A 24,581-nucleotide genomic window follows, 5' to 3' on the forward strand; every position below is an offset into this window, starting at 1 on the left:
CCCAGCAACAGCAGGCCGCTGCTCAGGGCCAGCCATTGCGACGGCTCCGGCACCGGCGTCACGCCGTCCCAGCTCGCCGACTTCCCTTCCAGGTACAAGGAGGCTTGTAACTGTGCGCTGGCCGAGGCGGCGCTGGTGTTGATGAAGCTGACCGACAGCACCCCACTCCAGTCATCGCTCATGCCGGTGACGGTGTTGTCGTCATTGACCAGGTAGGAGGAATACGCCGTGTGCTCGCTGCCGTCGAACTGGAAATCATTGCCCACCTGGCCGAACAGACTCAACGAACTCTTTGCCAGCGCACTCTCGCCCTCCAAGGCATCGAGATTGAAGCCCATGGTGGTCCTGGTCTTCAATTCCGACGTCAGGCTGAAGGTGACCTTGGTGTTGGCCGACACGGTGAAGTCGCTGAGCGACTGCGGACCGGCCACCACCGACCGGTAGGTGCCGTATTCACCGATGATGCTATCGGCCACGCCATGCGCCGACATCGCGCTGAAACCGGCCACGGTGTCGGCGACCGTCACGCTGGAAACGCCCCAACCCAGCTTGGTACGGGTCTCCAGCGATAACTGCTCCGTGGGCAAACTGGACACCTTGCCAGCCTGCTTGGAGATCCCGCCTTCATCGCTCATGGTGTACATGAAGTTATCGATCGAGGAGGGACCACGCGCGCCGTATGTCAGCGTCGGCGCGATGCCGTCGTTGGGGTCGAGGTCGGTAAGGGTGATCACCAGGTTGCCAAAGGTGGCGCTGGCGGTCGAGTTGGCGAACGAAGGCGCGGCAACGGCAGCCAGGCACGCCGCGGCCAGGGTATGCAGGACTTTGTGTTTCATCGCTTCTCCAGTACTCGGTTAAACGGCGGGATTGCGGCGGCGGCGCGCGACGCCGGCCAGCAGTGCCAGACCGCCCAGCAGCATGCCGTAGGTCGAAGGTTCGGGCACCGCCGTCGTGATCGAGTTGCCGCTGATCTGCGCTTCGGCCCAGAAGCTGCCATCGCTGCTTTCAGTGCTGAGGTTGCTATAGCTGACCGACATCGCGCCGCTCCAGCTATCGGCCGCACCGCCGGCCGTCCACGCCACACTGGCAAGCCGGTCTTGCTGGTCCTCCAGCAAGGTGTAGCCGTCGGCGCCCCATCCACTGGCGTACAAGGACATCTGCGCCGATACCGCCTCGCCCGTCAAGCCATCCGCGCTGCGGCCGATGGTGGTCCGGGCGCTCAGCGCCGCGTCGATCGAAAAGATCACCTGGGTATTGGCGGAAAGGACGAACTCACTTTTCTTGTTGCCAGGCAGCTTGGCGTCGCCGTAGAACGAGGCGCCCAGCTGCGCACTGCTGAGCGCGCTACCCGACAGGCTGCCCTGGCTGAAACCGATACCGCTGCCGGACCCGGTCACGCTGGCGCTGACGCTGGCCAGACTGGTTTGCGCCGTGGCGTGCGGGCTGTTGCTGCGCCACGCCGCGCTCAGATCGAACAGCTCGTAACTTGCGCCGGGCTGCTTGCTGCCCAATGGACCGGACGCCGCCGTGCCGGCGATTTCAGCGCCGTCGTAATACTTATCGCCAGGCAAAAATGAAATGCTGGCGGCGATGCCGTCGTTGGGATCCAGGTCGATCAACGTCACGTGGACATTGCCAAAGATAGCGCTCCCATAAGCGGCAGCGAAAACCGGCCCGGCCGCCATCGTCAGGCAGGCGGCGGCCAGTGCGTTGAGTGCAGCGATTTTCATGGATACTCCTTGAGTTAACAAGAAGCCAAGTATGCACATGCCGATACCAATCGTCCATATCGTTATGAATTTTTTATTTGTCCAAATGGTAAAATTTCAGTCACATTTCGCATCCCGTCGCCTGGTCGCTTCCTCTATGAAACCGGCACGATTTCAATGATTTTTTATTATCAAAACCGCCATGAAAACGTTATTTCACGTGTGTCTTGATTAAACAACATGTCGAAATATCATGAAAATAATTGCTGCTTGGATGTTAAATTATAAGCTTCAACTATTCGTTTTTTGGCTCAAAAAGTTAACTGACTATCACGGGGAGCGCTTTAATGGCAAAGAGAAAAAAGGTACGGCATTCACGTCTGACGCGGCTGTTAATTGCCACCACGCCGCTGTTGGGCATGATCCATCCTAGCCATGCCGACGAAGTTCGCCGGTCTTACATCGTGGAACTCGCCGATCAGCCGGTCGCCGCTTATAGCGGTAACATTGGCGGCTTGCGCGCCACCAAGGTCGCTCCCGGCCAACGACTGGACTTGAACGCGAACGCCGCACGGCAGTACCGCACCTACCTCAGCACGCAGCAAGCGCAGGCCAAGGCGTTGCTGCCGGCCAGCGCCGTCACCCGCGAGTACCAGGTGGTGTTCAACGGCTTTGCGGCCAATCTGACCGATGCCGAAGTGCGCGCCCTCAAGGCCAGCGGCAAGGCCGTACGCATCACGCCCGACGTCGCGCAGCATGTGGTCACCAACTACACCCCGACTTTCCTCGGCCTCGACCAGCCGGGCGGGCTGTGGGAACAACTGGGCGGCAAGGCGCACGCCGGCGAGGACATCATCGTCGGCGTGATCGATACCGGCATCTGGCCGGAAAACCTGTCGTATGCCGACCGCGTCGACAGCAAGGGCCAGCCGACCTTCGACGCCAGCGGCACCCTGGCCTACGGCCCGCCGCCGGCGCGCTGGAAAGGCGTATGCCAGACCGGCGAAGGTTACACCGCGGCCGACTGCAACAACAAGCTGATCGGCGCGCGCTATTTCGACAGCGGCTTCCGCGCCAGCGGCAACGCGATCCACTGGAGCGAATTCCGCTCGCCGCGCGATTCGCTCAGCGCCCCCGCCGGCGACGGCGGCCACGGTACCCACACCTCCTCCACCGCGGCCGGCAACGCCAATGTCCCGGCCGTGGCCGAAAACGGCGACCTGCTGGCCGCCCGCAGCGGCATGGCGCCGCACGCCCGGGTGGCGATGTACAAAATCTGCTGGAGCTACCAGGACAAGGCGCGCGGCCCGCAGGCGGTCGGCAACACCTGCTACAACAGCGACAGCCTGGCGGCGATCGAAGCGGCCGTCGCCGACGGCGTCGACGTGCTCAATTATTCGATCAGCGGCGGCGAAACGCCGCTCGATCCGGTCGAACAGGCGTTCCGCCACGCCGTCGAAGCCGGCGTGTTCGTCGCCGCGGCCGCCGGCAACGCCGGCCCGGACAACGCCGTCGCCCACATCGCCCCGTGGCTGACCACGGTGGCTGCCAGCACCGTCGACAAGGCGCCGACCGCCATCGTCACGCTGGGCAATGGCCAGCAGTACAGCGGCATCTCGGCCGGCGTCAAACCGCTACCGGCGGCGCCCGTGATCCGCGCCGAGGACGCCGCTTCCGCGGGCGCCGACAGCATCGCGGCGTCGAACTGCACCCGTGTCGAAGACGTCGGCGGCCGGCGCCCGATCGCGCCGCTCGACCCGGCCAAAGTGGCCGGCAAGATCGTCGCCTGCCAGCGCAGCAGCTTCTACAACCCGGAATCGGCGGGCCAGGCGGTCAAGGCCGCCGGCGGCGTCGGCATGATCCTGCTGGACAGCGGCGACGGCACGTTTGTCGACATCTACAGCGTGCCGACGGTCCACGTCAGCTACGACGACGGTCAGGCCATCGCTGCCTACGCCGCCAATCCCGGCGCCACCGCGGCGTTCTCGGCCAACTCGCTGAGCGCGGTGAAAGGTCCGGTGCTGGCCAGGTTCTCGTCGCGAGGCCCGAATATGTTCGACAGCGGCGTGCTCAAGCCTGACATGGCGGCGCCCGGCGTCGACATCCTGGCCGGCATCGCCCCCAGCCTGAGCACGGCCCAGCGCGACGCCGTCATTGCCGGCGGCGGCCCGGCCTACAGCACCTCGGCCTACATGTCGGGCACCTCGATGGCGACGCCGCACGTGGCGGGCCTGGCGGCGCTGCTGAAACAGCGTCATCCCGGCTGGTCGCCGGCCGCCGTGAAATCGGCGCTGATGACCACCACCCGCACCGTGCTGCCGACCGACCTCGGCGGTGATCAGGACGGCACGCTGCCATGGGGCCAGGGCGCCGGACTGGTGGTGCCCAACGGCGCCGCCGATCCGGGGCTGGTGTACGACATCGGCGCGCCCGACTACCAGAAATACCTGTGCGGCATGACTGGCGAGAGCAGCGATTGCACGCTGGGCGCGCTGAAAAGCCATGCGCTGAACCTGGCCTCGATTTCGCTGCCGAATGTGGTCGGCACCCAGACCGTAAGCCGCAGCGTCACCAACGTGAGCGACAAGCTGGCGATTTATAACGCCAGCGCCGCCATCGACGGCTTCGACGTGACGGTCACGCCATCGACGCTGACGCTCGAACCGGGCCAGACCCGGAGCTACAGCGTGACGCTGGCGCGCACCGACGCGGCGGACGGCGTATGGAAATTCGGCCAGCTGGTATGGAATGACGGCGAGCACAACGTGCGCAGCCCGCTGCAGGCGCGTTTCAACGGCGGCGTCGACGCGCCGGCGCGGGTGTCCGCCAGCACGGTCAGCGGCAGCCGCCAGATCGAATTGGCGACCGGCTACAACGGCAAGCTGGCGGTGATGCGCGGCGGCCTGCGCGAATACACGCGCGCGGCGCAAACCGTGCAGCAGGCCAAAGCCGGCAGCCTGGACAGCATGGGCGCCGTGCGGGCAGCCTGCGCCGCGCGCAGCCCGGGCGTCAAGGCGATCGCGATCGGCATCCCCGACAAGACCGCGATTGCGCGCTTCGAGCTGTCCAACCGCGACACGGCCGGCGGCGCCGATGACGATCTCGACCTGATGGTCATGGACGAGAACAACATCGTGCTCGGCTACAGCGGCCACTCCGACGCCAACGAAAGCGTCACGCTGATCGCCCCGCGCACGATGGTGGTGAAAATCTGCGTGATCGGCTTCAAGCTCAAGAGCGGCACCAGCACCGACTACACCCTGTCGTACGCCACCGCGATTCCCAACGACACCAAGGGCGCCGTCAAGGTGAGCCTGCCGGATGCGGTGAAAGTGGCGGGCTTGGCGAATGTCGGGGTCAGCTGGAGCGGGCTGGAGCAAGGCAAGCGTTATCTGGGCGGTCTGCAATGGCGTGACCAGGATGGCCGCGTGCTGTCCACCACCGAGCTCAACATCGATACCCGCGACGTCACGCCGGCCGCAGCGGCAATGACCAAAAGCATCGCCAGCGAGTAAGCTTCGCAAGCGCTGGGGACAGACCACGATTTTGCAATGATTGCGAAATCGTGGTCTGTCCCCAATGCGTTTAATGGTGGTGGCCGACCAGGAACACCACGATGGCCACGCCGGCCGCGATCAGCAGCACCTGCGGGATGGTCTCGCGCAGCGTGGCCCGGCGCTGCATCTGCGGCATCAGGTCGCTGAGGGCGATGTAGATGAAGCCCGATGAGGCAAACACCAGCACATAGGGAATCAGGCCGCTGGCGCGGTCCAGCGTGTAGTAGCCGAGCAGACCGCCGGCAATCGCCAGCAAGCTGCACAGCAGGTTGTAGACGTAGGCGCGGGTGCGCGAGAAGCCGGCGTTCAGCAGCACGATGAAGTCGCCGATTTCCTGCGGAATCTCGTGGGCGATGATGGCCAGGCCGGTGACCAGCCCCAGTTCCGGATTGGCCAGGAAAGCCGCCGCGATCAGGATGCCGTCGGTGAAATTGTGCATGCCGTCGCCGACCAGGATCATCCAGCCGGCCTTGCCGGCCTCGTGCTTGTCGTGGCCATGGTGGTGATGGTGGCCATCATGCTCGTGATGATGCGAATGGCGCAGGATGGCGGTCTTCTCGAGCAGGAAGAAGGCCAGCAGCCCGCCCAGCAGGGTGGCGAACAGGCTGCGCGCGCTGGCCTGCGATTCGAACGCTTCCGGCAGCGCGTGCAGCAGCGAGGTCGACAGCATGATGCCGACCGACAGGCTGACCATGCGCTCCACCACTTTCGACAGCAGCGTAAACGAGAACACGGCCGCCGCAGTGATGCTCACTACGCCAGCCAGTGTGGTCGCCAGAATGATGGAAATGAGTACGGGATCGATGTTATAGCCTCTAGTACCTGAAGCCGGGCGCGCCGGAGCGCGGCAGGCCGGGGCGTTATTTTACCGTCCGGCCTGCTTTTCTGCTCATCTTTGACTAAAAAACGCCGTTTTGCTTGAACCAGGCCAGTGCCCGGCCCCAGCCATCCTTGGCGTCGGCCTCGACGTAGCTGGGGCGGTAATCGGCGTGGAAGGCATGGCCGGAATTCGGATAGATCACGAAGGTCGACTTGTTCGGCCCCTTGGCCAGCGCCGCTTTCATGACCGCGATCGATTCCTGCGAGATGCCGCTGTCCTTGGCGCCGTACAGGCCCAGCACCGGCACCGTCAGAGTGCCAGCGACATCAACCGGGTGCCTGGGAAAGTTGGCGTTGGTCTCCCCCATCAGGCGGCCATACCAGGCCACGCCGGCCTTGATGGACGGGTTATGGGCGGCGTACAGCCAGGTGATGCGGCCGCCCCAGCAGAAGCCGGTGATGGCAATCTTGTCGCCATTGCCACCATTGGCCCTGGCCCAGGCGACCACGGCGTCGAGGTCGGTCATGACCTGGGCGTCCGGGGTTTTCGAGATGATGTCGCGCTGCAGGTCGGCGATGGAAGCCACCTTGGTCGGGTCGCCCTGGCGCACGAACAGGTCGGGCGCCAGCGCCAGGTAGCCGAGCTTGGCGAAGCGGCGGGCGACGTCGGCGATGTGCTCGTGCACGCCGAAGATCTCGGAGATTACCAGGATCACGGGCAGATTGGTCTTGCCCTCGGGCTGGGCGCGGTAGACCGGGACGTTCTGGCCGTTGACGTTGACTTGGACGGTGCCGGCGGTGAGGCCGGCGGTGTCGGTCTTGATCACGTTCTGGGCCACCACCGGCAGCGTGGCGGCGGCAAAGCCGGTGCCCAGCGCCACCTTCAGGAAGTCGCGGCGATCGACGCCGTCCGACACCGTTTTACCCAGCAAACTCTCCGCGTCCCGCATCAAATCATCCATGCACACCTCCCTTGAATAGTTGCACAATCGGGGTCTGTCCCCGGGGTCTGTCCCCGGGGACAGACCCCGTTTTAATGAGCCTGATCCCAGTTGCTGCCGACGCCGACCTCGGCGATCAGCGGTACTTTCAGCTGCGCCACGCCGGCCATCAGTTCCGGCAGTTTTTGCTTGATCAGTTCCAGCTCCGCATCCGGCACTTCCAGCACCAGTTCGTCGTGGACCTGCATGATCATGCGCGTGCCCAGCTTCTCGGCTTCCAGCCAGTTCTGCACCGCGATCATCGACAGCTTGATCAGATCGGCCGCCGTGCCCTGCATCGGCGCATTGATCGCCGCGCGCTCGGCGCCCTGGCGGCGCGGGCCGTTGGGCGAATTGATCTCCGGCAGCCACAGGCGGCGGCCGAACACCGTCTCCACGTAGCCGCGCGCCTTGGCCTGCAAACGCGTGTCGTCCATGTACTGTTTCACGCCCGCGAAGCGCGCGAAGTAGCGGTCGATATAGTTCTGCGCCGCCGAACGCTCGATGCCCAGGTTGCTGGCCAGCCCGAACGCGCTCATGCCGTAGATCAGACCGAAGTTGATCACCTTGGCGTAACGGCGCTGCTCGCTGCTGACCTCTTCCGGCGCCGCGCCGAAAATCTCGGCGGCGGTGGCGCGGTGGATGTCCACGCCCTCGGCAAACGCACGCAGCATGTTGGCGTCTTCCGAGATGTGCGCCATGATGCGCAACTCGATCTGCGAGTAGTCGGCCGACACGATGTGCGCGCCGGCCGGCGCCACGAACGCTTCGCGGATGCGGCGGCCTTCGGCGGTGCGGATCGGAATGTTCTGCAGGTTCGGGTCGTTGGACGCCAGCCGTCCCGTCACCGCCACCGCCTGCGCGTAGTTGGTGTGCACGCGGCCGGTGTTGGGGTTGATCCCCTTCGGCAGCTTGTCGGTGTAGGTCGATTTCAACTTGGACAGGCTGCGGTATTCCAGCAGCACTTTCGGCAGCGGATAGTCTTCGGCCAGCTTTTGCAGCACTTCCTCATCGGTGGACGGCGCGCCGCTCGGGGTCTTCTTCACCACCGGCAGTTTCAGCTTCTCGAAGAATATCTCGCCGATCTGCTTGGGCGAGCCCAGGTTGAATGGCTGCTCGGCCAGTTCATGCGCCCTGGCTTCCAGTTCCACGATACGCTTGCCCAGCTCCGCCGACTGCTGCGCCAGCAGCGCCGCATCGACCAGCACGCCGTTGCGTTCGATCTTTTGCAGCACCACGGAGGTCGGCAGCTCGATCTGGCGATAGATGAAGTTCAGCTTCTCGTCCGGCTCCACCTGGCCGATCATGTTCTGGTGCAGGCGCAGCGTGATGTCGGCGTCCTCCGCCGCATAGGCGGTGGCGCGGTCGATGGCCACCTGGTCGAAGGTGATCATGCTGGCGCCCTTGCCGCAGACATCCGAGAAAGGTATCGTGGTGTGGTTCAGGTGACGCAGCGCCAGGCTGTCCATATCGTGCGACCGGTGCGACTCGAACACATAGGATTCCAGCAGCGTGTCGTGCTGGATGCCCTGCAGCTTGACGCCGTGGTTTTCAAAGATGTGCGAGTCGTACTTCAGATTCTGGCCGACCTTCGGCTTGGCCGGATTCTCCAGCCACGGCTTCAGCTTCGCCAGCACCTGCTCGCGCTCCAGCTGCGCCGGCACGCCCTGGTAGGCGTGCGCCACCGGGATGTAGCAGGCCTCGCCCGCCTTCACCGACAGCGAGATGCCCACCAGTTGCGCCAGCATCGGGTCCAGCGAGGTGGTTTCGGTATCGACCGCGGTCAGTTCCGCCGCGTCGATGCGCGCCAGCCACTTGTCCAGCTGTTCTTCGGTGGTCACGGTCTCGTAGTCGGTCACCACCGGCTCGGCGAACAGATCGCCGCCGCCGACCGGCGCGGTGGCCTGCACGGTGACCGTGGTGGCGGCGCCGCCCGCCGCCGGACCGGCCGCCGCGCTCAGCTCGCGCAACAGTGTCTTGAAGCCGTATTTGCCGAAGAAGGCCAGCAGCGCCTCCTTGTCTTCCTCGCGCGCGGTCAGCGATTCGCTGATCGACACCATGTGGCCGGACAGGTCGCAATCGAGCTTCACCGTGATCAGTTCGCGGCCTTTCGGCAGCCAGGCCAGCGCGTCGCGCAGGTTCTGGCCGACGGCGCCGCTGATCTTGTCGGCGTTGGCGATGATGCCGTCCAGGGAATCGTAGGCGCTCAGCCACTTCACGGCCGTCTTCGGGCCGCACTTGTTCACGCCCGGTACGTTGTCGACGGTGTCGCCGATCAGGGTCAGGTAATCGATGATGCGGTTGGGCGGCACGCCGAACTTGGCCAGCACGCCCGCTTCATCCATCTTTTCGTTGGTCATGGTGTTGATCAGCATCACCTTGTCGTTGACCAGTTGCGCCAGGTCCTTGTCGCCGGTGGACACCACCACGTTCATGCCGGCCTGCGCGGCGGCCACCGACAGCGTGCCGATCACGTCGTCGGCCTCGACGCCGTCCACCATCAGGATCGGCCAGCCCATGGCTTTCACCGCTTCGTGGATCGGTTCGATCTGCAGGCGCAGGTCGTCCGGCATGGCGGCGCGGGTGGCCTTGTATTCGGGATAGAGATCGTCGCGGAAAGTCTTGCCCTTGGCATCGAACACGCAGGCGATGTAGGCGGCCGGATAGTCCGCGCGCAGGCGGCGCAGCATGTTGACCATGCCGTGCATGGCCCCGGTCGGATGGCCGTCCGGGCTGCGCAGGTCGGGCAGCGCGTGGAAGGCGCGATAAAGATAGCTGGAGCCGTCGACTAACAACAGGGTATTTTGCATAAGGTACTAAATGGGGATGAGGGGCGACTACAACAATGGCAGCTTTGCCACGGACACCGCATTATCGCAGGTTTTGGCGCGGCCCCGCCTGTCGTGTTGCGTGACAATTCTGGCAATGTTGGCGCAAACGGCAGCATAAACCACAGGGATGCGTGTCTGTTTGTTACAATGGATCATACATAAAAATTCTGCGGCTTCTACTCTGCTAAAGGCGATTCATCATGACGCGCACCTCCTCCCTCTGGCCTGCCCTGCTTCTGACGCTGTTTGCCCACCAGGCCTACGCCCAGTCGACCCCCAGCCAGGCGCCGCCAAAACTGGAAAAGATCGAGGAAGTGGACGACCCGGTGACCATCACCGCCAAACCCGGCGCCGAAGGCAAGATCACGGAAAAACGCGACAACAGCGGCAATGTCACCGAAGCCACCGTCAAAAGCGGTCCGAGCACCTATACCTTGCGTCCCAACCACCCGGCCGGCACCGCCCTGCCCGGCGATGCGCTGAGCGGCAGCAACCGCGGCCCGCAGTGGACGATCCTGGAATTCGATATCGGCAAGAAGAAAAAGAAAACCCCGGACGAAGAAGCGGCGCCCGAACCCGATGCACCGCCTCCGCCGGCCGTCAAATAATCCGCACCGCACAGAATACAAGCTCACTTTCACATGGCAGTCTTTACTCCGGTCTCCCTGGAAGATGTCACCCAGTGGATCACCCAATTTCCGCTCGGCCGCGCGCTTGAGCTCAAAGGCATCAGCTCCGGCATCGAGAACAGCAATTTTTTCCTGACCACCGAGCGCGGCGAATACGTGCTCACCATTTTTGAGAACCTGTCGTTCGACCAGCTGCCGTTTTACCTGAACCTGATGCGCCACCTGGCCGAGCGCGGCATCCTGGTGCCGGCGCCGGTCGCCAATGACAGGGGCGAACTGATCACGGCCCTGCACGGCAAACCGGCCGCCATCGTCAGCAAGCTGGACGGCCGCTCGCAGATGGACCCGCAGCCGGTACATTGCGCCGCCGTCGGCGCCATGCTGGCGCGCATGCACCTGGCCGGCCAGGACTACCCGCTGCAACAGCCGAATCTGCGCGGCCTGGCGTGGTGGCATGAAACCACGCCCAAGGTGCTGCCCTACATCCCGGAAGACAAGGCGCATCTGCTCAAGGCCGAAATCCATTACCAGGAAACCTTCGCCGCCTGCGCGCATTACCGGCAGCTGCAGGTGGGACCGGTGCATGCCGACCTGTTCCGCAACAACGTCATGTTCGACGGCGCGCGGCTGACCGGCTTCTTCGACTTCTACTTCGCCGGCTGCGACACCTGGCTGTTCGACGTCGCGGTCACCGTCAACGACTGGTGCATCGATCTCGACACCGGTGTGCTCGACGCGGCCCGCGTGCGCGCCCTGCTGGACGCCTACCACGCGGTGCGGCCCTTCACCAGCGCCGAACAGCACGCCTGGCAGGCCATGCTGCGCGCCGGCGCGTTGCGTTTCTGGCTGTCGCGCCTGTACGATTACTACCTGCCGCGCGAGGCCGAAATGCTGACGCCGCACGATCCCACCCACTTCGAGCGCATCCTGCGCGAACGCATCGCCACACCGGCGCCTGGATTGTACTGACCATGGCAACACTACCCGCACGAGCAGGCTGGAATTGGGTGAAGCAGGGCCTGGATGTCTTCCGCAAGCAACCGGGGGCGCTGATGGCGCTGTTCTTCAGCTGCATGTTCCTGGCCATGCTGTCGCTGTTCATCCCGCTGGTGGGCGGCATGGCGCCTATCGTGCTGGCGCCGCTGTTCAGCGTGGCCCTGCTGCAGGGCTGCGCCGACGTCGATCACGGCAAGCGCGCCTTCCCGCACCTGGTGTTCATCGGTTTCCGCAAGCCGGCGCGCAAGCCCCTGCTGCTGCTGGGCGGCCTGTATCTGCTGGTGATGCTGCTGTCGATACTGGTCCTCAGCCTGCTCGATGACGGAGTGCTGATCAAGATGGCCACGCGGCAGATTCCGATGGACCAGGAGCTGATCGAGAACTCGCGCTGGGCGCTGTTCGTATCGTCGGCGGTGTACATGCTGGGCTGGATGCTGAGCTGCCTGGCGGCGCCGCTGATCTACTGGCAGAAAATGGCGCTCGGCAAGGCGCTGTTCTTCAGCGTGGTGACGGTCGGCCGCGACATCAAGGCCTTCCTCGCCACGGCGGTTTCGCTGTTCATCATGTTCCAGATCCTCACCGCGATTCCGGTCATGCTGTTCAGCTCGGCGCAGATCGAAGTCACCGCCATCTTCACCATCTTCCTGATGATGATCGTGCTGATGCACTGCACGCTGTACGCCAGCTATCGCCAGATCTTCGGCGCGCCGGAACCGTCCAGCACGCCTGTCAAGGGTGCGCTTTGAACCGGCCGCCTCTGCGTACACTGGCAGAGGCGGCGGACGCGCGCGACAACGGCTTTAACCTGGTGCGGCTTGGCGCCGCGCTGGCCGTCTACTACTTCCACGCTTACATGACCACCGGCATCGTGCCCGGCGGCGACCCCGTCGGGCGCTGGATCGACCCGGTGGCCGACATCGGCAAACTGGCCCTGGCCGTGTTCTTCCTGATCAGCGGTTTCTTCGTCAGCCAGAGCTGGATGCACGACCCGCACGTGCTGCGTTTCACCCTGCGCCGCGCCGCCCGCCTGCTGCCCGCGCTGGCGGTGGCGGTACCGCTGACGGCGGCCACGGCGGTGCTGTGCTACGGCTCGCCGCAGGCGGCGGGCTTCTGGAGCCACGACACCTGGCGCTACATCATCGGCAACGTCACGCTGCATGGCCTGCGCTTCGTGGTTCCGCAAGGCGAATGGCATATTCCCGGCGTGCTGCAGGGTGGCGCCATCAACGGTCCGCTGTGGACCCTGTACTGGGAAGGCCGCATGTATGTGATGGTGGCGTTGATCGGCGTGGCCGCCGCCCTGCCGCTGCGGCAGTGGCTCGGCGGCATGGCCGTGCTGCTGCTGCTGTCGGCGCAGCTATTCCCGGAGGTGGCCGCCGGCTACATCTGGGAACTGCGTCTGTGGTCGATGTTTTTGCTGGGGATGCTGTGCTGCGCGCTGGCGCCGCAACTGCGCGTGGGCGGGATACAGGTGGCGTGCGTCGGCGTGTTCGTGTGGCTGAACTGGGCGCGCAACGTCACCATGTCGCCCAGCGGCTTCACCTGGTTCGGCCTGGCCGCGCTGTGCTGCATGGCGACGCTGTGGATCGGCAGCAGGCGCGTGACGGGCTGGCGGCACCTGCGCCGCCACGATTATTCCTACGGCATCTACCTGTACCACTGGCCGGTGATGAGCATGCTGAAGCTGAGCTTCCCGGCGCTGACAGCGATTCCCATGCTGTTCGCCGCGTTGGCGCCGACCCTGGCGCTGGCGGCATTCAGCTGGCACTTCATCGAAGCGCCGGCGCTGCGCGCCGTGCGCCGCCGGCTGGCGGCAGGCTCATAGACGATCCAGCTTGGCGATGCTCAGGTCCAGCACCTTCATGCCGGCGGCGCCGAAATTGATCTGCGCGCGGGCATTGTTGCCGCTGCCCTCGATGTTGACGATCACCCCCTCGCCGAACTTGGCATGCGCCACCGATTCGCCGATGCGCCAGCCGGTGCCCGAGGTCTTGTTGGCGATCTGCTGCGCCAGCGCCTTGTCGTTGCCGACCATCGGCGCCTCGTCCCAGGCCGCCTTGCGCGCGCCGAACCAGCTGGGCTGCATCTTCGGCGTCAGCCACTTCAGCGCCTCCTCCGGCAATTCGTCGAAGAAGCGCGACTTCATGTTGTAACGCGTCTGGCCGTGCAGCATGCGGGTCTGGGTGAAGCTCAGATACAGGCGCTGGCGCGCGCGCGTGATCGCCACATACATCAGGCGGCGTTCCTCTTCCACGCCGTCGTGCTCGCGCGAGCTGCTTTCGTGCGGGAACAAGCCCTCTTCCAGACCGGTGATGAACACATTGTTGAACTCCAGCCCCTTGGCCGAGTGCACCGTCATCATCTGCACCGCCTCCTGGCTGGCGGCGGCCTGGTTGTCGCCGGCCTCAAGCGACGCATGCGACAGGAAGGCCGACAGCGGCGACATCACCGTCGCCAGCGGCGCGTCGGCGTCGAGGATTTCAAAGCCATCCTCGTTTACCACCGGCAGCCCGGATTGCGCCTGCGCCGGCGGGCCCAGATGCGCCGGTGCGCCCTGACCATAGCCCTCTTCCGACAGGAACTGGGTGGCGGCGCTGACCATCTGCTCCAGGTTTTCGATGCGGTCGGCGCCTTCCTTCTCGGTCGCGTAATGCGCCAACAGCGTCGATTGCTCCAGCACCACGCGCACCAGCTCCGGCAGCGCCATCTGCTGCGTCTCGAAACGGGTGCCCTCGATCAGCTTGACGAAGCCGGCCAGCGAGGTGCCGGCCTTGCCGGTCACATAAGGCACGGCGGCGTACAGCGAAATGCCATACTGGTCGGCGGCCGCCTGCAAGGTCTCGATCGAGCGCACACCGATGCCGCGCGCCGGGAAATTCACCACGCGCAGGAAAGCCGAATCGTTGTGCGGGTTGTCCATCAGCTGCAGATAGGCGATGGCATGTTTCACCTCGGCGCGCTGGAAGTAGCGCAGGCCGCCGTACACGTGGTACGGAATGCCGGCCGAGAACAGCGCATGCTCGATCACGCGCGACTGCGCGTTGGAGCGGTACAGCACCGCGATCTCGCTGCGCGAGGCGCCCTCGGCGATCAGGTTCTTGGTTTCCTCGATGATCCACTGCGCCTCGGACAAGTCCGAATTGGCTTCATACACGCGCACCTGCTCGCCGTGGCCGGCGTCGGTGCGCAGATTCTTGCCCAGGCGCTTGCTGTTATTGGCGATCAACACATTGGCGGCGTCCAGAATATAGCCGTGCGAGCGGTAGTTCTGCTCCAGCTTGATCAGATTCTTGACGTTGAACTCGCGCTCGAACGCGCTCATGTTGCCGACGTTGGCGCCGCGGAAGGCGTAGATCGACTGGTCATCGTCGCCGACGGCAAACAGCACGCCGCCCCTCTGGCCGCCATGACCGGCCAGCAGCTTCAGCCACTTGTACTGCAAATCATTGGTATCCTGGAACTCGTCGACCAGGATGTGCTGGAAGCGCTGCTGGTAATGCTCGCGCAGCGGCTGATTACGGCTCAACAATTCATATGTGCGCAACAGCAGCTCGGCGAAATCGACCACACCCTCGCGCTGGCACTGATCGTCGTACAGCTGGTACAGCTCGACCTTCTTGCGCTCGTCGGCATTGTAGGGCTCGATATCGTGCGCGCGCAGACCCTGATCCTTGGCGCCGTTGATGAAGTACATCACCTCCTTGGGCGGAAACTTCTCGTCATCGACGTTGTGCGCCTTCAACAGCCGCTTGATGGCCGACAGCTGATCCTGCGTATCGAGAATCTGGAAAGTCTGCGGCAGCGCGGCATCGCGGTGATGGGTGCGCAGCAGGCGGTTGCACAGACCGTGGAAAGTGCCGATCCACATACCGCGTGTATTAATCGGCAACATCGCCGACAGTCGGGTCAGCATCTCCTTGGCGGCCTTATTGGTGAAGGTCACCGCCAGGATCCCGGAAGGCGACACCTGGCCGGTCTGGATCAGCCAGGCGATGCGGGTGGTCAGGACCCGGGTCTTACCGGAACCGGCGCCGGCAAGAATCAGGGCGCTCTGCGACGGCAGCGTAACGGCGGCGAGCTGCTCGTCGTTGAGATTATGAAGAAGATTTTGCATCCCGTGATTATACCGGGACTCCCCCCGACTCTGACCCCGATTTCAGGCGGCGGGGACGGCTTTGCCGTTCTGCAGGCTTTCCTGCATCAGCGCCTTGAGGGCGCGCTCGGCTTCGCGCACGGCGTCGGCGTGCTGGAGGTCCAGGACGCCCATCCTGGCGCCCAGTTCCGCCATCGGCCGGCTGGCTTCGGTCATCTTGGCCTGCAGCGCTTTCATCGGCTCGCTCATGGCCTGGATGCGCGCCAGTTGCGGCGCGATGTCGGCCTGCTGTTTCGCCATTTTCTCCGACAGCACAGCCATTTCAGCCTGCATCTTCGCCAGTTTTTCCTGGTAGATGCGTACTTGTTCCTGGTCGGGATGCAGGCCGATTTCACGCGCCACCTCGCCCATGCGGCGGCCCAGCGCGTCCTGCTGGCGTCCGATCTTCTCCATTTCCCGCTCGTGGCGGCGGTAGTCGCTGTTGCCATCGAGATCGGCGGTGTGGGTGATGTCGCCCATCTGGCGGCCGATCTCGTTCATGATCTTGCCTTGGGCTTCCATTTTCTTGCCCTGCTCTTCCATCTGTACGCCGAGGCGTTTGACCGGCTGCCAGGCTTCTTCCAGCCGGGCCATCACGGCCGGGTCGCGGATCAGATAGGTTTTGTCGCCGTCGCGGAACCAGAGGAAATCGCCTTTCACGGAATCGCGCAGTTGCGCTACCTTGCGGATGTCGGAAATGTCTGCGGAGACCGTCATGCCGTCGTTGCCGGCGCGCACAATGGCGTAAGCGTTCTGGATGCCTTTGATGCGTAGGCGCGGTGCAGCTGCACGCGGCGCGGGAGCGGGCGCGGCGGCTGGCGCAGCTGCGGCGGCGGCAGGAGCCGCAGGAGCGGCAGCGGCGCCGCCTTCGGTATCGATGATTGCGATCACTTCGTCAGCCACCACGGTGCTGCCGTCGCCCTTGATGATCTGTACCAGGGTACCAGCGGCCGGTGCCGGCAGTTCCAGAACTACCTTGTCGGTTTCGATATCGATCAGGTTTTCGTCGCGCGCCACGGTGTCGCCGACTTTTTTATGCCATGCCAGCATGGTTGCTTCTGCGACCGATTCCGACAGCTGAGGAACTTTGACTTCGATTTGTGCCATGTAAAACTCCGTATATTTGTTTTTGCGGCGCGCCACCGCGTAGCCGTGGCGCGCTCCGTTCAATCAATGAGTGATGCTTATTTGGTCAGGATGAAGCCCTTGAGCTTCGAGAAGGCAGTCTCCAGCAGCTCTTTTTGCTGAGCGTAGTGCTTGTCGTAGTAGCCGACAGCTGGCGATGCGGAGGCTGGGCGGCCGGCGTAGGCCAGGCGCTGGCCAGCTTCCATGCTCTCGAAGATGTTGTGCTGAATCTGGAACCATGGGCCCTGATTCTGCGGTTCGTCCTGTGCCCACACCACTTCGGTCGCGGCCGGGAACTTCTTCAGTTCGGCGGCGAATGCCTTGTGCGGGAACGGATACAGCTGCTCGATACGGATGATGGCGGTATCGGTCTGGCCGCGGGTCTTGCGTGCGTTGACCAGATCGTAGTAGACCTTGCCCGAGCAGGCGATCACGCGCTTGACCTTCTTGGCGTCGATTTTCTCGTCGACTTCGCCGATCACGGTCTGGAACGCGCCCTTGGCCAGTTCGCCCAGCGGCGAACCCGCGTCCTTGTTACGCAGCAGCGATTTCGGCGTCATGATGACCAGCGGCTTGCGGAACTGGCGCACCATCTGGCGGCGCAGCACGTGGAAGATCTGCGACGCGGTGGTCGGCTGCACCACTTGCATGTTGTTGTCGGCGCACAGTTGCAGGAAACGCTCAGGACGGGCCGACGAGTGCTCCGGACCCTGGCCTTCGTAACCGTGCGGCAGCAGCATCACCAGACCGGAGGCGCGGCCCCACTTCACTTCGCCGGAGCTGATGAACTGGTCGATGACAACCTGGGCGCCGTTGACGAAGTCGCCGAACTGGGCTTCCCAGATGGTCAGGGTGTTCGGCTCGGCGGTCGAGTAACCGTATTCGAAGCCCAGCACCGCCTCTTCCGACAGCACCGAGTCGATCACGGTGAACGGCGCCTGGCCTTCGGCGATGTTCTGCAGCGGCACATAGGTGCCGGCGTCCCAACGCTCGCGGTTCTGGTCGTGCAGCACGGCGTGGCGGTGGGTGAAGGTGCCGCGGCCGGCGTCCTGGCCGGTCAGACGCACGGCGTAGCCCGACGACACCAGCGACGCGAAGGCCAGGTGTTCGCCCATGCCCCAGTCCAGGTTGACGTCGCCGCGGCCCATGGCGGCGCGGTCAGCCAGCACTTTCTCGACCAGCGAGTGCACCTTGAAGCCTTCCGGCACGGTGGTGATGCGGCCGGCCAGGCGTTTCAGTTCGGTCAGCGGCACGGCGGTGTCGGCGGCGTCGGTCCACTTCTTGTTCAGGAACGGCAGCCAGTCGACCGCGAACTTGTTCTTGAAGTTGGTGATGACCGGATCGACGGTGTGCTTGCCGGCGTCCATGGCGTCGCGGTAGGCGGCCTGCATCTGTTCGCCGCCATCGGCCGGGATCACGTTCTGGGTCGCCAGCTTGTCGGCGTACAGCTTGCGGGTGCCCGGGTGCTGGCCGATTTTCTTGTACATCAGCGGCTGGGTCAGCGCCGGGGTGTCCTGCTCGTTGTGGCCCAGTTTGCGGAAGCAGATGATGTCGACCACGATGTCCTTGCCGAACTCATTGCGGTAGTCCATGGCGATCTGCGAGGCCAGCACGGTGGCTTCCGGATCGTCGGCGTTCACGTGCAGCACCGGCGCCTCGATCATCTTGACCACGTCCGAGCAGTAGATGGTCGAGCGGGCGTCGCGCGGGTCGGAGGTGGTGAAGCCGATCTGGTTGTTGATCACGATGTGCACGGTACCGCCGGTGCCGTAGCCGCGGGTCTGGGCCAGGTTCAGGGTTTCCATCACAACGCCCTGGCCGGCGAACGCGGCGTCGCCGTGCACCAGGATAGGCAGCACTTGCTTGCCGGCGTGGTCGCCGCGGCGGTCCATGCGGGCCTTGACCGAGCCTTCCACCACCGGGTTGACGATTTCCAGGTGCGACGGGTTGAACGCCAGCGACAGGTGCACCGGACCGCCGACGGTCGAGACGTCGGACGAGAAGCCCTGGTGGTATTTCACGTCGCCGGCCGGCAGGTCTTCGGCGTGCTTGCCTTCGAATTCTTCGAACAGGTCTTTCGGCGCCTTGCCGAGGGTGTTGACCAGCACGTTCAGACGGCCGCGGTGGGCCATGCCGATGACGATTTCCTGCACGCCTTTTTCACCGGCGCGCTGGATGATTTCATCGATCGAGGCGATGAAGGTTTCGCCGCCTTCCAGCGAGAAGCGCTTCTGGCCGACGTACTTGGTGTGCAGGTAGCGTTCCAGGCCTTCGGCCGCGGTCAGACGCTCGAGGATGTGCTTTTTCTTTTCCGGGGTGAAGTTCGGGGTCGAGCGGATCGACTCCAGACGTTCCTGCAGCCAGCGTTTTTCGGCCGGGTCGGAAATGTACATGTACTCTGCGCCGATCGAACGGGTGTAGGTGTCGCGCAGGTAGTTGATCAGGTCGCGAAGGGTCGCGGTCTCTGGACCAAAGTAGGTGTTGCTGATGTTGAATACGGTGTCCATGTCCGCATCGGTGAAGCCGTAGAAGCTCGGCTCCAGTTCCGGCAGGGCGGGACGTTCCTGACGCTGCAGCGGGTCCAGGTTGGCCCAACGCGAGCCCAGGTAGCGGTAAGCGGCGATCAGCTGGGTCGCGGCAACGCGCTTGCGGCCCATTTCGGCGTCGGCAGAGGCGGTTACGGTGCGGATCGGACCAGCTTTGGCGCGCTCGGCGAAGGAGGCGATGACGGAGGCGTGGGCGACGTCGGGTTTGTTGCTGCCATCGACGGCCGGCACGTGCTGCATGGCGTCGAAGTAGGCGCGCCAGTTGTCTGGGACGGAGCCTGGGTTGTCGAGATACGCTTCGTACAGTTCTTCAACGTACGGTGCGTTCCCACCGAACAGGTAGGAGTTGGACGTATATTGTTGCATCATTCTTGCTCACCTTTCTTCGCGCTTCGCGAGGAATTAGCGGGTTGGTCTAACCTTCCGCGACACGGCCTGACCGGTTAGCGGATTGCACATCAAGTTGTGGGGGAAGGGCTATTGTTCGGGTGTTACCTAAAACGGGTCCTTCAGCATAGCACCGGTATTGTATCCCAACAACCATTTGCGCGACAAAATCCCGCTAAATCTTTCATCATTAATTTTTCCTTAAGCCGCATGAATGCTTGGCTCCAGCCTAATGTTTTCATGTTTTTAACGGCTTTTCATCTCTCTTTCGGCGCAAACTGCTGTAATGGCCAATTTGTAGCCGCGAAGCAACGTCCGTCGGGCCGCGCGCGGGGGTGATACACTGCGCCGTCACCGTTATCCTCACCTCACATGCACACGCTGGAGCAGTTGCGCAGCGGCGCGCTGACAGGCATCACCCGCCTGTCGCTGCGCTGCGGCCTCACCGAATTCCCGCGCGAGATCTTCGCGCTGGCCGACAGTCTGGAAATTCTCGACCTGACCGGCAACGCGTTGACCGCGCTGCCGGATGATCTGCACCGGCTGCACAAGCTGAGCATCCTGTTTTGCTCGGAAAATCAATTTACCGAGCTGCCGGCGTCGCTGGGCGCCTGTCCGGCGCTGAGCATGGTCGGCTTCAAGGCCAACCGCATCCGCACGGTGCCGGCCACCGCCCTGCCCGCGCAGCTGCGTTGGCTGGTGCTGACCGATAACGCAATCGAGCAATTGCCCGAGGCGCTGGGCGAGCGTCCGCTGCTGCAGAAGCTGATGCTGGCCGGAAACCGCCTGCGCGCCCTGCCCGCCTCGATGGCACAGCTGGATCGGCTGGAACTGCTGCGCATCTCGTCCAACCGGCTGGACGCCCTGCCCGACTGGCTGCTGTCGCTGCCGCGGCTGCGATGGCTGGCGTATGCCGGCAATCCGTTCTGCCAGCAGCGCGAAAACGCCCTGGCGCACACGCCGTCGGCCGCCATCGCCTGGTCTTCACTGCGGATCGGCGACAAGCTCGGTGAAGGCGCCTCCGGCGTGATCCACCGCGCCGAGTGGGTGCAAGCCCCGCCGCCCGACGGCAACCACCTCCATGGCGACCACAGCATGGGCGGCAGCGCCGGACGAGACAAGGACGAGGCCGGTGCCGATGGTGCCGATGGTGCCGCTGGTGCCAATCATGCGGGCGATGCCGACGACGCCGGCATCGTTGCTTCCCGGCCGGTGGCAGTCAAGCTGTTCAAGGCCGCCATGACCAGCGACGGCTCGCCGCTGAGCGAAATGGCGGCGTGCCTGGGCGCGGGGCCACATCCCAACCTGATTCCCGTGCTGGGCCACATCGAAGAGCATCCGGGCGGCGCTAACGGCCTGGTGATGTCGCTGATCGACCCCGCCTTCCACAACCTGGCCGGTCCGCCCAGCTTTGCCAGCTGCACCCGCGACATCTACCAAGACGGCAAACGCTTCGACCTGAAGACCGCGCTGGCCATCGCGCGCGGCATCGCCTCGGCGGCCGCCCAGTTGCACAGCCGCGGCATCCTGCACGGCGACCTGTACGGTCACAACATTCTGCACGACGAACACGGCCACACCCTGCTGGGCGACTTCGGCGCCGCCTCGTTCTACGACCCGGCCGGGCCCCAGGCCGCCGCCCTGCAGACACTGGAAGTGCGCGCCTTCGGCTGCCTGCTGGAAGAACTGCTGGACCGCTGCGACAGCGCGCCCGCGCCACTGCGCGCCCTGCAAACCGCCTGCCTGCAAGGCCAGCCGCGCTTCACCGAGATCCAACAACAGCTAGACAAACACGTCTAGATAATTTATTCTACATCCATGAGTACCGCGAACCTGCCCAAACCCACCGCCGCCGAACTGGAGATGTTGCGCCTGCTGTATGCGCTCGGCCCGGCCACGGCCAAACAGGTGCACGCCGCCGCGCTGGAAACCCGCCCCGACACCAACTACGCCACCGTGCTGCGCGTGCTGCAAGTGATGCACACCAAGGGCCTGCTGAAGCGCGACGAAAGCCAGCGCGCCCACGTCTACGCCCCGGTGCAGGAACAAGACTCCGTCCAGACCAGCCTGCTGAAAGACCTGATCCAGAAAGCCTTCGCCGGTTCCGGCAAAGCCCTGGTCCTGGCCGCCCTGCGCGGCGGCCACGTCAGCAAAAAAGAACGCGAAGAAATCCAGGCCCTGCTCGATCAGGAAAAGTAAGCCCGCCGGCGCCATGCCGACCTCCCTCTCATTCCATGAATAATCACTGGGCCAACTGGCCAGAACGCCCTCATCCCGTACTCGCCGTCATGCTGGCGATCGCCGTCTGCGCGGTGCCCATCCTGCTGCCGCATGCGGCGCTGTCGGATATGCCGGCCAATTTGTTCGCCTATTTCGGCTGCTGCCTGCTGGCCTATCCGGTTGCCGCGCTGCTGCGCCATCGCGTGACGTCGCTGCCGTCCACCTGGGCCATCGCCGCCGTGATCCTGCTCGGCCTGTGCTTCTACCACACCAACATCATCACCGAGACCGCCAACCTGGCCTGGGCGCAGAGACAGCAGGTCACCATCGGCAAATTCCTGTTCAACCTGCCGCAAATGACATTGGGCGTGCTCATCTGGTGGGTGCTGGTGCAGCGGCCCGACAAGCGACACAGGTAATGCAGCGTGCGACATCATTGATCCATATCAATCGCCAGCCAAACTAAGCAGTCCGGACAGGAACAGCGTCGCCGCTTCGGCATACAGTATCGATCCCGCCAACCGAAACGGAGGTCCACCGTATGCACAGCGCTCCCGTTGCGATCCCCATGCGGCTGCCAGTACGCAAGCCAGTCATGCCGCCGCCGCGCGTTCCCGTCGAAGTGGAAGCCGCACTGAACCAGGTTCTGACCAGCCCGCTGTTCTGCCGCTCGCGCCGCATCAGCCGCCTGCTGCGCTACCTGGTGGAACAGAGCGTGAGCGGCAACCGCCGCGAAACCAGCGAGTATTCGATCGGCATCGCCGTCTTCGACCGCGATCCCGGCAGTTACGACACCTGCGACGATCCCATCGTCCGCGTCCAGGCCGGACGGCTGCGCGCCAAGCTGCGCAGCTACTACGCCACCAGCGGCAACGACGCACCGCTACGCTTCGACATCCCCCTCGGCAGTTATATGCCTGAAATCGTGACGGCAGCCGTGCCGCGCCGCGCAGCGTCCGTGCGGCCGCTGGTGTTCAAGCCGCTGACAGTGGCCGACGCCACACCCGCGGCCATGGCCTACGCGGCCGATATCAACGATGAACTCACGCACCAGCTGTTCAAGGCGCTCGGTCCCACCGTCATGCGCCATGCCGGCCAGGATCGGCAGGCCGCGCTGCAGCTGGAAGGCAGCATCCGCATCGACGGCGCATGCGCACGTATCAGCCTGCGCCTGCTCGCCGGCGACAGCGGCGTGATCGCCTGGTCGCAGCAATACGACGCGCCGGCCGGACGCAGCATCGCTGCCCAGGAGCGGCTGGCGCAAACCATCAGCAGCGCGTTGCAGCGCCATTTCGCCGACAGCGAACCGGCCCACACGTTACCGTAACACGCCCGGCGATACTGACGCCGCGCCACCCGCCGCGCTTATTCTGATCTGCCAGCACACATGGCGCCACCGCACCGGCACCTCCACTCGTCACTGCCCACAGAAAGGAATACTCATGTCCGCCGTCCCCAGCACCATCGCCCGTCCCCTGTCCGCCAACAGCACCGCGCCATCGATCGGCCCCGGCGCGCTGGCCACGCCGGCCGTCAGCGGCGGCCCGGCGTTCGCCATGTCCGCCACCGAGTGGCTGGCGATCCAGACCTACGTCATCAACGCGCTGGCCCTGCCGACTACCGACGCCACGTTCAAGGCCTCGCTGGGCAAGGGCGCGCCCGACAGCATGAGCGACTTCCAGCCGCTGATCCAGTGCTACGGCGTGATCAACGGCCACTGCGCCACCTGGCAGAACACCGTGTTCCCGGCCACCGTCAACCTGGCCGCCGACATTTCGCAGTACGGCAAAACCAAGGCGCCCACCTACTACAACGCCATCCTCAAGGAAGCCAACATCCTCAGCGACGATCCCACCAACGCCAACGCACTCAAGGCGCTGAAGGCGATCCTGGACAACCTGTCCGCGCAGGCCACCAGCTACGCCAACCGCGCCAGCGACGTCGCCAAGCAGATCGCTACCTTCGCCACCAACACCCAGAACGACCAGATCACGCTGATCGGCCCCAAAGGCGACGCCGGCCTGGTCAAGCAGTACAACGACAAGTACGGCGCCACCAGCGCCGAAGTCACCGCGCTGATGCAGGACCTGACCGCGCAGCAGCTGGTGCTCGATGCCGCCAACGCCGAATACAAGCACGACGTGATCGTCGCCTCGACCTCGCCGACCTATGCCTGGATCTTCCCGTTCGGGACCATCGCCGCCGCCGTCGTGGCCGGTGTTTATGGCGCGCGCGCGGTGGAAGCGCTGGACCGCGCCAAGGCCGCCACCGCCAAGATCAATGCCGACAACGACAAGCTGGCCGCCGACGCCGCGCTGATGATCGGCATCAGCATGGCGCAGAAGGGCATGCAGGAGATCGTCAACGCACTGGCGGCCGCGCTGCCCATCATCCAGAAAATCCAGGGCATCTGGGGCGGCCTGGCTTCCGACCTGGGTTCCATCGTCTCCCTGATCGACACCGACATCCGCCAGGCGCTGCCGATCATCATGAACCTGGGCGTGGACGAGGCGATTACCGCCTGGGCCAACGTCGCCGCTGAAGCGGACCAGTACCGCGTCAACGCCTACGTCACCGTCAGCGGCGCGCCGGCCGGCACCACGCTGCAATAAATCGGCGCCGGGCCGGCCAACGCCGGCCCTTGCTCATT

At 64.4% G+C, this 24,581-nt stretch carries 18 protein-coding genes; 10 read left to right on the forward strand and 8 right to left on the reverse strand.

What is annotated here, in order from left to right:
- Together E4L98_RS01085 and E4L98_RS30465 are read right to left on the reverse strand one after the other, a co-directional pair.
- Window positions 1–836 (reverse strand): hypothetical protein (locus E4L98_RS01085; protein WP_135199718.1); only part of this gene is annotated, 836 nt, incomplete at its 3' end.
- 18 nt (window positions 837–854) lie between these two features.
- A complete protein-coding gene (locus tag E4L98_RS30465) occupies window positions 855–1,730 on the reverse strand; it encodes a PEP-CTERM sorting domain-containing protein (RefSeq protein ID WP_229257173.1) in 876 nt (291 codons plus the stop codon).
- 326 nt (window positions 1,731–2,056) lie between these two features.
- On the opposite strand from E4L98_RS30465, the gene E4L98_RS31135 reads away from it, so the two are divergent.
- Window positions 2,057–5,224 carry a S8 family serine peptidase gene (locus tag E4L98_RS31135; RefSeq protein WP_307722068.1) on the forward strand — a complete coding sequence of 1,056 codons (3,168 nt, stop codon included), beginning with the start codon at window positions 2,057–2,059 and terminating at the stop codon, window positions 5,222–5,224.
- Window positions 5,225–5,294: 70 nt separating this feature from the next.
- Here E4L98_RS31135 and E4L98_RS01100 read toward each other — a convergent pair whose 3' ends face one another.
- From E4L98_RS01100 to polA, 3 genes are all read right to left on the reverse strand, one after another.
- Window positions 5,295–5,999: a ZIP family metal transporter gene (locus E4L98_RS01100; RefSeq protein ID WP_371857156.1), complete on the reverse strand. Its 705-nt coding sequence runs from the start codon at window positions 5,997–5,999 to the stop codon at window positions 5,295–5,297.
- A gap of 166 nt (window positions 6,000–6,165) precedes the next feature.
- Entirely contained in the window at window positions 6,166–7,047 is an 882-nt protein-coding gene (locus tag E4L98_RS01105) for a dienelactone hydrolase family protein (RefSeq protein ID WP_135199720.1), read from the reverse strand.
- Between the two features lie 71 nt (window positions 7,048–7,118).
- On the reverse strand, window positions 7,119–9,875 hold the full coding sequence (polA, locus tag E4L98_RS01110; protein ID WP_135199721.1) for a DNA polymerase I: 2,757 nt from the start codon (window positions 9,873–9,875) through the stop codon (window positions 7,119–7,121).
- A 221-nt stretch (window positions 9,876–10,096) separates the two neighbouring features.
- Between polA and E4L98_RS01115 the strand changes: the two genes are divergently transcribed.
- From E4L98_RS01115 to E4L98_RS01130, 4 genes are read left to right on the forward strand one after another with little or no spacing between them, the layout of a single operon-like run.
- Window positions 10,097–10,504: a hypothetical protein gene (locus E4L98_RS01115; protein ID WP_135199722.1), complete on the forward strand. Its 408-nt coding sequence runs from the start codon at window positions 10,097–10,099 to the stop codon at window positions 10,502–10,504.
- A 33-nt stretch (window positions 10,505–10,537) separates the two neighbouring features.
- On the forward strand, window positions 10,538–11,494 hold the full coding sequence (locus E4L98_RS01120) for a homoserine kinase (protein ID WP_135199723.1): 957 nt from the start codon (window positions 10,538–10,540) through the stop codon (window positions 11,492–11,494).
- A gap of 2 nt (window positions 11,495–11,496) precedes the next feature.
- On the forward strand, window positions 11,497–12,267 hold the full coding sequence (locus tag E4L98_RS01125) for a BPSS1780 family membrane protein (RefSeq protein ID WP_135199724.1): 771 nt from the start codon (window positions 11,497–11,499) through the stop codon (window positions 12,265–12,267).
- Window positions 12,264–13,346: an acyltransferase family protein gene (locus tag E4L98_RS01130; RefSeq protein ID WP_167761244.1), complete on the forward strand. Its 1,083-nt coding sequence runs from the start codon at window positions 12,264–12,266 to the stop codon at window positions 13,344–13,346. Before E4L98_RS01125 ends, E4L98_RS01130 begins: the two co-directional genes overlap by 4 nt.
- Here the strand turns inward: E4L98_RS01130 and E4L98_RS01135 are convergent.
- The 3 genes from E4L98_RS01135 to E4L98_RS01145 all read right to left on the reverse strand — a co-directional run bounded on the left by E4L98_RS01135 (window position 13,341) and on the right by E4L98_RS01145 (window position 19,693).
- Entirely contained in the window at window positions 13,341–15,635 is a 2,295-nt protein-coding gene (locus tag E4L98_RS01135) for a UvrD-helicase domain-containing protein (protein ID WP_135199726.1), read from the reverse strand. The genes E4L98_RS01130 and E4L98_RS01135 overlap by 6 nt on opposite strands.
- A 42-nt stretch (window positions 15,636–15,677) precedes the next feature.
- Complete coding sequence (locus E4L98_RS30480; RefSeq protein WP_229257174.1) at window positions 15,678–16,760, reverse strand: biotin/lipoyl-containing protein; 1,083 nt, start codon at window positions 16,758–16,760, stop codon at window positions 15,678–15,680.
- Between the two features lie 77 nt (window positions 16,761–16,837).
- Window positions 16,838–19,693, reverse strand: a complete 2,856-nt coding sequence (locus E4L98_RS01145) for a 2-oxoglutarate dehydrogenase E1 component (protein ID WP_135199727.1) — start codon at window positions 19,691–19,693, stop codon at window positions 16,838–16,840.
- Between the two features lie 390 nt (window positions 19,694–20,083).
- Here E4L98_RS01145 and E4L98_RS01150 point away from each other — a divergent pair, with 390 nt between their 5' ends.
- From E4L98_RS01150 to E4L98_RS01170, 5 genes are all read left to right on the forward strand, one after another.
- Window positions 20,084–21,511, forward strand: coding sequence for a leucine-rich repeat-containing protein kinase family protein (locus tag E4L98_RS01150; RefSeq protein WP_135199728.1), 1,428 nt, complete (start codon window positions 20,084–20,086; stop codon window positions 21,509–21,511).
- Window positions 21,512–21,529: 18 nt separating this feature from the next.
- Window positions 21,530–21,910 (forward strand): BlaI/MecI/CopY family transcriptional regulator, encoded by a 381-nt coding sequence (locus E4L98_RS01155; RefSeq protein ID WP_135199729.1) that lies wholly within the window; start codon window positions 21,530–21,532, stop codon window positions 21,908–21,910.
- Between the two features lie 35 nt (window positions 21,911–21,945).
- Window positions 21,946–22,350 (forward strand): hypothetical protein, encoded by a 405-nt coding sequence (locus tag E4L98_RS01160; RefSeq protein ID WP_135199730.1) that lies wholly within the window; start codon window positions 21,946–21,948, stop codon window positions 22,348–22,350.
- 149 nt (window positions 22,351–22,499) lie between these two features.
- Window positions 22,500–23,258 carry a hypothetical protein gene (locus E4L98_RS01165; RefSeq protein ID WP_167761245.1) on the forward strand — a complete coding sequence of 253 codons (759 nt, stop codon included), beginning with the start codon at window positions 22,500–22,502 and terminating at the stop codon, window positions 23,256–23,258.
- Window positions 23,259–23,373: 115 nt separating this feature from the next.
- Entirely contained in the window at window positions 23,374–24,543 is a 1,170-nt protein-coding gene (locus E4L98_RS01170; protein ID WP_135199732.1) for an alpha-xenorhabdolysin family binary toxin subunit A, read from the forward strand.
- The last annotated feature ends 38 nt before the right edge of the window (window positions 24,544–24,581 follow it).

It is taken from the genome of Duganella callida (assembly GCF_004614165.1).
Classification (GTDB): domain Bacteria; phylum Pseudomonadota; class Gammaproteobacteria; order Burkholderiales; family Burkholderiaceae_D; genus Rugamonas; species Rugamonas callida.

What these genes read in the sequence shown, in the direction of transcription:
- E4L98_RS01145 (WP_135199727.1), bottom strand. Translation starts at nt 19,693, where the DNA reads ATGATGCAACAATATACGTCCAACTCCTACCTGTTCGGTGGGAACGCA.
- E4L98_RS01150 (WP_135199728.1), top strand. Translation starts at nt 20,084, where the DNA reads ATGCACACGCTGGAGCAGTTGCGCAGCGGCGCGCTGACAGGCATCACC.
- E4L98_RS01105 (WP_135199720.1), bottom strand. Translation starts at nt 7,047, where the DNA reads ATGGATGATTTGATGCGGGACGCGGAGAGTTTGCTGGGTAAAACGGTG.
- E4L98_RS01120 (WP_135199723.1), top strand. Translation starts at nt 10,538, where the DNA reads ATGGCAGTCTTTACTCCGGTCTCCCTGGAAGATGTCACCCAGTGGATC.
- E4L98_RS01165 (WP_167761245.1), top strand. Translation starts at nt 22,500, where the DNA reads ATGCGGCTGCCAGTACGCAAGCCAGTCATGCCGCCGCCGCGCGTTCCC.
- E4L98_RS01115 (WP_135199722.1), top strand. Translation starts at nt 10,097, where the DNA reads ATGACGCGCACCTCCTCCCTCTGGCCTGCCCTGCTTCTGACGCTGTTT.
- E4L98_RS31135 (WP_307722068.1), top strand. Translation starts at nt 2,057, where the DNA reads ATGGCAAAGAGAAAAAAGGTACGGCATTCACGTCTGACGCGGCTGTTA.
- E4L98_RS30480 (WP_229257174.1), bottom strand. Translation starts at nt 16,760, where the DNA reads ATGGCACAAATCGAAGTCAAAGTTCCTCAGCTGTCGGAATCGGTCGCA.
- E4L98_RS01170 (WP_135199732.1), top strand. Translation starts at nt 23,374, where the DNA reads ATGTCCGCCGTCCCCAGCACCATCGCCCGTCCCCTGTCCGCCAACAGC.
- E4L98_RS01155 (WP_135199729.1), top strand. Translation starts at nt 21,530, where the DNA reads ATGAGTACCGCGAACCTGCCCAAACCCACCGCCGCCGAACTGGAGATG.
- E4L98_RS01135 (WP_135199726.1), bottom strand. Translation starts at nt 15,635, where the DNA reads ATGCAAAATCTTCTTCATAATCTCAACGACGAGCAGCTCGCCGCCGTT.
- polA (WP_135199721.1), bottom strand. Translation starts at nt 9,875, where the DNA reads ATGCAAAATACCCTGTTGTTAGTCGACGGCTCCAGCTATCTTTATCGC.
- E4L98_RS01160 (WP_135199730.1), top strand. Translation starts at nt 21,946, where the DNA reads ATGAATAATCACTGGGCCAACTGGCCAGAACGCCCTCATCCCGTACTC.
- E4L98_RS01125 (WP_135199724.1), top strand. Translation starts at nt 11,497, where the DNA reads ATGGCAACACTACCCGCACGAGCAGGCTGGAATTGGGTGAAGCAGGGC.
- E4L98_RS30465 (WP_229257173.1), bottom strand. Translation starts at nt 1,730, where the DNA reads ATGAAAATCGCTGCACTCAACGCACTGGCCGCCGCCTGCCTGACGATG.